The organism is Mannheimia sp. (assembly GCF_056854775.1).
The window spans coordinates 1-5840 of the sequence record NZ_JBXGGI010000133.1 but is presented as its reverse complement, the minus strand read 5'-3'; the positions used below and the strand labels follow the sequence as shown (position 1 = coordinate 5840).

At 36.5% G+C, this 5840-nt stretch carries 7 protein-coding genes and 1 pseudogene; 2 read left to right on the top strand and 6 right to left on the bottom strand.

Going from position 1 to position 5840, the window contains the following annotated elements; genetic code table 11:
- Positions 1-2 precede the first annotated feature (2 nt).
- Both ACJHV0_RS09435 and holA read left to right on the top strand, forming a co-directional pair.
- Positions 3-488: an LPS-assembly lipoprotein LptE gene (locus ACJHV0_RS09435; protein WP_483134025.1), complete on the top strand. Its 486-nt coding sequence runs from the start codon at positions 3-5 to the stop codon at positions 486-488.
- A 42-nt stretch (positions 489-530) separates the two neighbouring features.
- Complete coding sequence (gene holA / locus ACJHV0_RS09430) at positions 531-1553, top strand: DNA polymerase III subunit delta (RefSeq protein WP_483134024.1); 1023 nt, start codon at positions 531-533, stop codon at positions 1551-1553.
- Here holA and yacG read toward each other — a convergent pair whose 3' ends face one another.
- From yacG to ACJHV0_RS09400, 6 genes and pseudogenes are all read right to left on the bottom strand, one after another.
- Positions 1554-1739 (bottom strand): DNA gyrase inhibitor YacG, encoded by a 186-nt coding sequence (yacG, locus tag ACJHV0_RS09425; RefSeq protein ID WP_483134023.1) that lies wholly within the window; start codon positions 1737-1739, stop codon positions 1554-1556.
- Positions 1721-2356, bottom strand: a complete 636-nt coding sequence (coaE, locus tag ACJHV0_RS09420) for a dephospho-CoA kinase (protein WP_483134022.1) — start codon at positions 2354-2356, stop codon at positions 1721-1723. Before coaE ends, yacG begins: the two co-directional genes overlap by 19 nt.
- A gap of 31 nt (positions 2357-2387) precedes the next feature.
- Entirely contained in the window at positions 2388-3044 is a 657-nt protein-coding gene (locus ACJHV0_RS09415; protein ID WP_334236262.1) for a prepilin peptidase, read from the bottom strand.
- A gap of 3 nt (positions 3045-3047) precedes the next feature.
- Positions 3048-4244 (bottom strand): type II secretion system F family protein, encoded by a 1197-nt coding sequence (locus tag ACJHV0_RS09410; protein ID WP_483134021.1) that lies wholly within the window; start codon positions 4242-4244, stop codon positions 3048-3050.
- Positions 4237-5628, bottom strand: coding sequence for a GspE/PulE family protein (locus ACJHV0_RS09405; RefSeq protein WP_483134020.1), 1392 nt, complete (start codon positions 5626-5628; stop codon positions 4237-4239). Before ACJHV0_RS09405 ends, ACJHV0_RS09410 begins: the two co-directional genes overlap by 8 nt.
- Before the next feature lie 22 nt (positions 5629-5650).
- A pseudogene (locus tag ACJHV0_RS09400) lies at positions 5651-5840 on the bottom strand (prepilin-type cleavage/methylation domain-containing protein); the annotation flags it as partial.

Here is a 5840-nt window from a genome sequence, read left to right as displayed (position 1 = left end):
TGATTAAAAAACTCTCTCTCGTTGCTGTTTTTGCTCTGACAGCCTGCGGTTGGCATTTCAAAAATAATGAAGTATTGCCTGAATCACTCAGAACACTCACTTTTGAAAGTGCAGACCAACATAGTGATATGTCTCGCATTTTGCGTAATGAGCTACAATTAAGTGATGTAAAATTAGTACCAAGCTCGGCAAATGTATCAAAACTTCGTTTAGTCTCTACCTCAACAGATAGCAAAGTGGTTTCTGTATTCAAACAAGCTCGTGAAGCAGAAAAAATCTTAACACTAAACGTAGATGCTATTGCCGACATTCCAAATAAAGGGCAATATCCGTTAGAAGTATCTGTTCACCGCACTTTCTTTGATGACTCTCGTGCAGCCCTTGCTAAATCTGCGGAACAAGAGATGATTATGAAAGATATGTATGAGCAGGCTTCTCGTCAGCTTATTATTAAAATGGCAACATTGAAAAAAGAACTTTCAAAATAATCATTATAGGGGCGAAATTTTCTTCGCCCATTGTTTATCTGTATGCAAAAAATTTTCCCGGAAACACTCCAACTCTCTTTAAACAAAGGATTACAGCCCTTTTATTTATTAACAGGGAACGATTTACTGTTAGTTAATGAATCCAAAGATTTGATTATTCAATTTGCTCGTTCAAACGGCTTTGATGAAAAGAAAGAGATTGAAATTAAGAATGACACAAACTGGGAAACTCTTTTTGAAGCAACTCAAGAGATGGGGCTATTTTTTACACGCCAAATTCTTATTCTCAATTTTCCTGAATCGCCAACGGCTACACAATTAAAAAAACTTGCTGAGCTTTGTGCCTTAGTTCATTCTGATCTACTCTTTATTTTACATTTGCCAAAATTTTCCAAAACGATGGAAAAGCAGGCTTGGTTTAGTCAAATTGAAGCTCAATTAGTGCAAATTAATTGCCAAACACCAGAAATCAGCAAGCTACCACAATGGTTAAGTAATCGAGCCAAAGAGATGAATTTACAGATTGAAGCTGAAGCAAATCAGCTACTCTGCTATAGCTACGAGGGCAACTTACTTGCATTAAAACAAGTATTACAACTGCTACAGCTTCAATGCAATGATGGCAAAATTACCCTTAATAAAGTCAAAGAAGTAGTGGAACATTCCGCTCAATTTACTCCATTCCAATGGATTGATGCCCTTTTTGAAGGAAAAATCGGAAGAGCTCAACGCATTTTACATCACTTGCAAAATGAAGAAGTACAAGCGGTTGTTTTATTACGCATTGTGCAAAAAGAGCTGCTGGTTTTGCTTGAAATTACACGCTCTCCAACACCAGTATTAAGTGAGCAAGCTCTCTTTAATGGTAATTTACGAATAGAATTTGACCGCTTGAAGATCTGGCAAAATCGCAGACCATTCTACAGCCAAGTGGTACAACGTTTAACCTATAAAAAACTTTACGCCTTAATCCAACAACTTGCTGAATTAGAGCGTAAAATAAAACAAGAATTTAGCGATGATATTTGGCTAGAGCTAGAGCGTTTCTCTGCTCAATTTGCATAACTAATATTTCTCCAAATCCTCACTGAAAAGCTCCGCCTCTTCACTCGCTATGGCGTGCTTTTCCGCCGCCCAATCGCCTAAATCAATGATCTGACAACGCTCACTACAAAACGGGCGGTATTTACTCTCTTTGTTCCATACAACTTCTTTTTCACAGGTTGGACAATTTACGATGTTTTCTGGCATTCTTTCTCCTTTTTTGCTAATACCAAGTATTTATGATGTAACGCTTGAACCTGTTCTTTAATTAAAGGTAATCCTTGCTCAAGTGGCAAGTTATTTTCAATCACATCATCAGCATAACTTAACCTTTCCTCACGGCTTACTTGAGCCTCCATTATATTTTTAATGGTTTCAGTTTTGCTTTTATCTCGCCTTGTGGCTCGTTCTAACTGAATTTCCGGGCTAACATCAATCACTAATACCCTATCGCAAAACTCGGTTAATTTATTTTCAATTAACAGAGGGACAACCCAAATCACATAACAAGCGGTCGATTCTTGCAATTTTTTTACCATTTCTACCCGAATAGCCGGGTGAAGTAAATTATTCAGCCAGTTTTTTTCTGTTTCATTGTTAAACACAATTTGACGTAGCTTAGCTCGATCCAGCTCTTTTTCAGTGTTAAGAATATCTTCCCCGAAATGCTCTACTATTTGAGCCAACAGAGGCGTTCCTTTTTCTACCACTTGGCGAGCAACAATATCTGCATCAATAATTTCTACACCAAGCTCGGCAAATAAATCCGAAACTGTTGTTTTCCCACTACCGATTCCGCCTGTTAAGCCGACAACGTAAGTCATAAAAATTCCTCAAAATTAAAGTTTCTCAATTCTAGTAATTAATCCCCCTGCTTTCAAGCGTTACAACAATGCTCATCGCCAAACTCATAAACGGAATAAATGCCAACTTTTCTAAGTTTTGCTTTTTTATCCACCAATAAGCAAAATAGTAAAAAATACCTAGCAAACAGGCAATTAATATCAGCAATAACATTTTTTCTACATCAAATAAGGGAGATAAAGCTAGCAATAACAACATATCACCAGAGCCAAATGTTTCTTTTTTAAAAATAAGAGAGGAGAAAAGAGTTATGAATAAGCAAAATAAATAGGTAAACAGTAAAGTCTCATTATGGAAATTATTTAATCCTTCCCATAACACAAGCAGAAAAATAAGTCCAATATAGCGAGTGTCTGTTAGGTAGTAGCAAATATCTAAAAGGGAGAGAAAACAAAGTAGAATAAAAATTACGCCAATAGTCGGATTTTCCGAACAATACATAATAAGTGGAAAAAGCAGAAAAAAGAGGTTTGTCCATCTTGTTTGTTGAGGTTTTAACGCAGATTGTGCAATAAATTCCTGCTCGCTTAACTTAAGCTGATTGATTGAAATCATTTCTTGATAAATTTGCTGGTTTATTCGTGTCGCAAATCTTGGGATTTCTGCTTTAAACCAAAATGCGGATAAAATGGAAAGTAAAAGCCACATAAATTACTCCACTAAACTTCCCATATCAAAAATCGGTAAGTATAGCCCTATAATAATCGTACCGACAATCACGCCCATTAGTAACATCAGCATTGGTTCTAATAGCTGGGAGAGAATATCAATTTGATAATCCAGTTTTTGTTGGTATATCTCGCTAATATGCTCACACATTTTAGCAACATTGCCGCTCCGCTCGCCTATTTCGATCATTTGTGGCATATCTAAGCCAAATACATTTGGGTTAATGCCTTGCGAAAATTTATAGCCCTGCTGCAAAAGATTAAGCATAAACTCAACCTCTTTTTGTAATATAGGGTCATCACTTTTTTCGGATAAAAATGATTTTAATGCGACATCTAACGGAATATGAGCATTCAACATTAATGCAATATTTTGGCTAAAAAAGACTATTCGTGCTTGTTCTATAATTTGCCTAAAAATAGGGAGTTTAGACAATAACCTAAGTTTCAATTTTGTCCCCCAATTCCCTCTTTTTGCAAAAAATAAGAAAAAAATGACCGCTAGTAATAACAAAGTGAATAAAAGGTTTTTCTGCTCAATCAAACATCGAGAAAGAGAAAATAAAATGTCGGTAATCAGTGGTAAAGCTTGTGCTTTCGTACCATAAAGCTCGGCAAATTGTGGCACGATAAATACTAAAAGCCCGATAGAAAGAGATAGCGAGATAAACAGTACAATTGCAGGGTAAAACAGGATTTTCTTGACTTTTTTAGCCAGTTTATCTGATTTAACTCTGCTCTGTGCTAAGTTAGTTAAAATCAAACCGAGTTTTCCGCTCTGCTCGCCCATTTTAATCAGTTGAATTTCTTGGTTAGCGATAAATTTCCCTAGTTTTTCCAGTGATTGAGAAAAAGAATAGCCGCTTTCAATTAACTGAATTAGTTCACTTAGCCATTGATATAACCTAATATTTCGGCAATTTTGTAAAATCAAAAAGAGAGCTTGCTTTAACGGTACGGCAGAATTCACTAACAATGCCAGTTGGGATAAAAATTGGCTGATTTCCTCTTTTTTCGGATTTTGCGAAAAAACAAAGTTTCGGCTAACTCGAATTTGCTCATAACCTTTTGCAAGTAATGTGCTTTCAAGCTCTTCTCGGCTTGAAGATAATAGCCTGCCTTTACGCTTTTGTTGGAAACGATCCACCGCTTTCCAATGAAATTCATAAATTTTAGCCATTTCCTAACACCCTCAAAATTTCTGCCTGATTGGTTTTTCCTTCCGCTAATTTTTCTTTCGCACTTTCAGCTAAGGTTTCAAAATCCAAACAAGCGGTCGTTTTGTCAAAATTTTTTGCAGATCGGCTGAATAGTTGATACACCCCAATTCTTCCTTTGTAGCCTTGATAGCAATTTTCGCAACCGATGCCGCCACATTTTGTGCAAGTTCGTCTTAATAAACGTTGAGCTACCACGAGCAACAACGCATTTTTCAGCTCGAATTCTTTTATCCCGAGTTGCAACAATCGCTCTATCGCAGAAGGAGCATCATTGGTATGTAATGTTGAAAGCACTAAATGCCCTGTTTGAGCTGCTCTTAGGGCAATTTCCGCACTCTCTTCATCACGAATTTCCCCAAGCATAATGATGTCGGGGTCTTGACGGAGAAAGGTTCTCAATAGTTGGCTGAAATCAAGATTAATGCCCCTGTTTACTTGGGTTTGAATAATACCTTCTATCTCAATTTCAATCGGATCTTCTGCCGTTAATATATGCTTTTCGCTAGTATTAAGATGGCTTAATGCACTATATAAAGTGATACTTTTTCCGCTACCTGTTGGACCTGTTACTAAAATTAATCCTTGAGGTTGGTTGAGTGCATTGAGTAATGCTCTTTTTTGATTTTGGTTAAAACCTAACTCCAGAAAATCCAAATTAGTCGGTTTATTCTTTTGAAGCCGAAGGACGACTTTTTCACCCAAATGGGTAGGTAAAGTTGAAACTCGGAAATCTAAGGTTTCCGCTAAAATTGTTTTGAAGTGAAATTGCCCATCTTGTGGTAAACGGGTTTCACTAATATCTAATTTAGCCAATAATTTAATGCGAGAAATCAGTCTACTCGATAAACTTTGTGGGAGTGTTTTATAAATATGTAGCACGCCATCAATTCTTAGTCTAATGAGCAACTTATCTTTTTGCGGTTCAAGATGAATATCTGAAGCATTATTTTTTAAACAGAATTTAAACAGATTATCTAAAATTTGGATAATCGGATCATTTCTGTCTATTTGCTCCGAATGTGCTAATGAATACGCTACATTATCCTCATAAATTTCACTCTGCAAGCTACTCTGTTCGGGTGAAAGGGCATTGAGCAGAAACTTTAATTCATCGGAGGAAATCAAAACAGGTTCAATTTGCTTATGGTAGATAAAGGCAAAAATCTCACAAGCACTGATATTTTGCATATCGTCTACCGCCAACCATAATTGAGATTGTGTTTCTTGCAGTGGCACAGCCAAATATCGCAATAAAATCTGTTTTTCATTGCAATTTTTCTGCCACTGCTCGCTCGAAATTTCAATCATTTCTTGGTTGGCTAAATCGGTAACAGTATACTCCATTTTGATTTCCTCAATTTCTTAACTAACCATTTGGTGTAGCCGTAGCATTACAGAAACCTGCTGGGAATAAGCTCGTATCACTCCCTTTACAACTCGATGACCAACTAATTGTATTGTTGATAAAAGTTGGGGTCAGTGTATAGCTGTAATCATTAAGTGTCCCCTTACCAGATACAGTAATCACTCCTTTAGTTACGGTAATCGAATTAAGA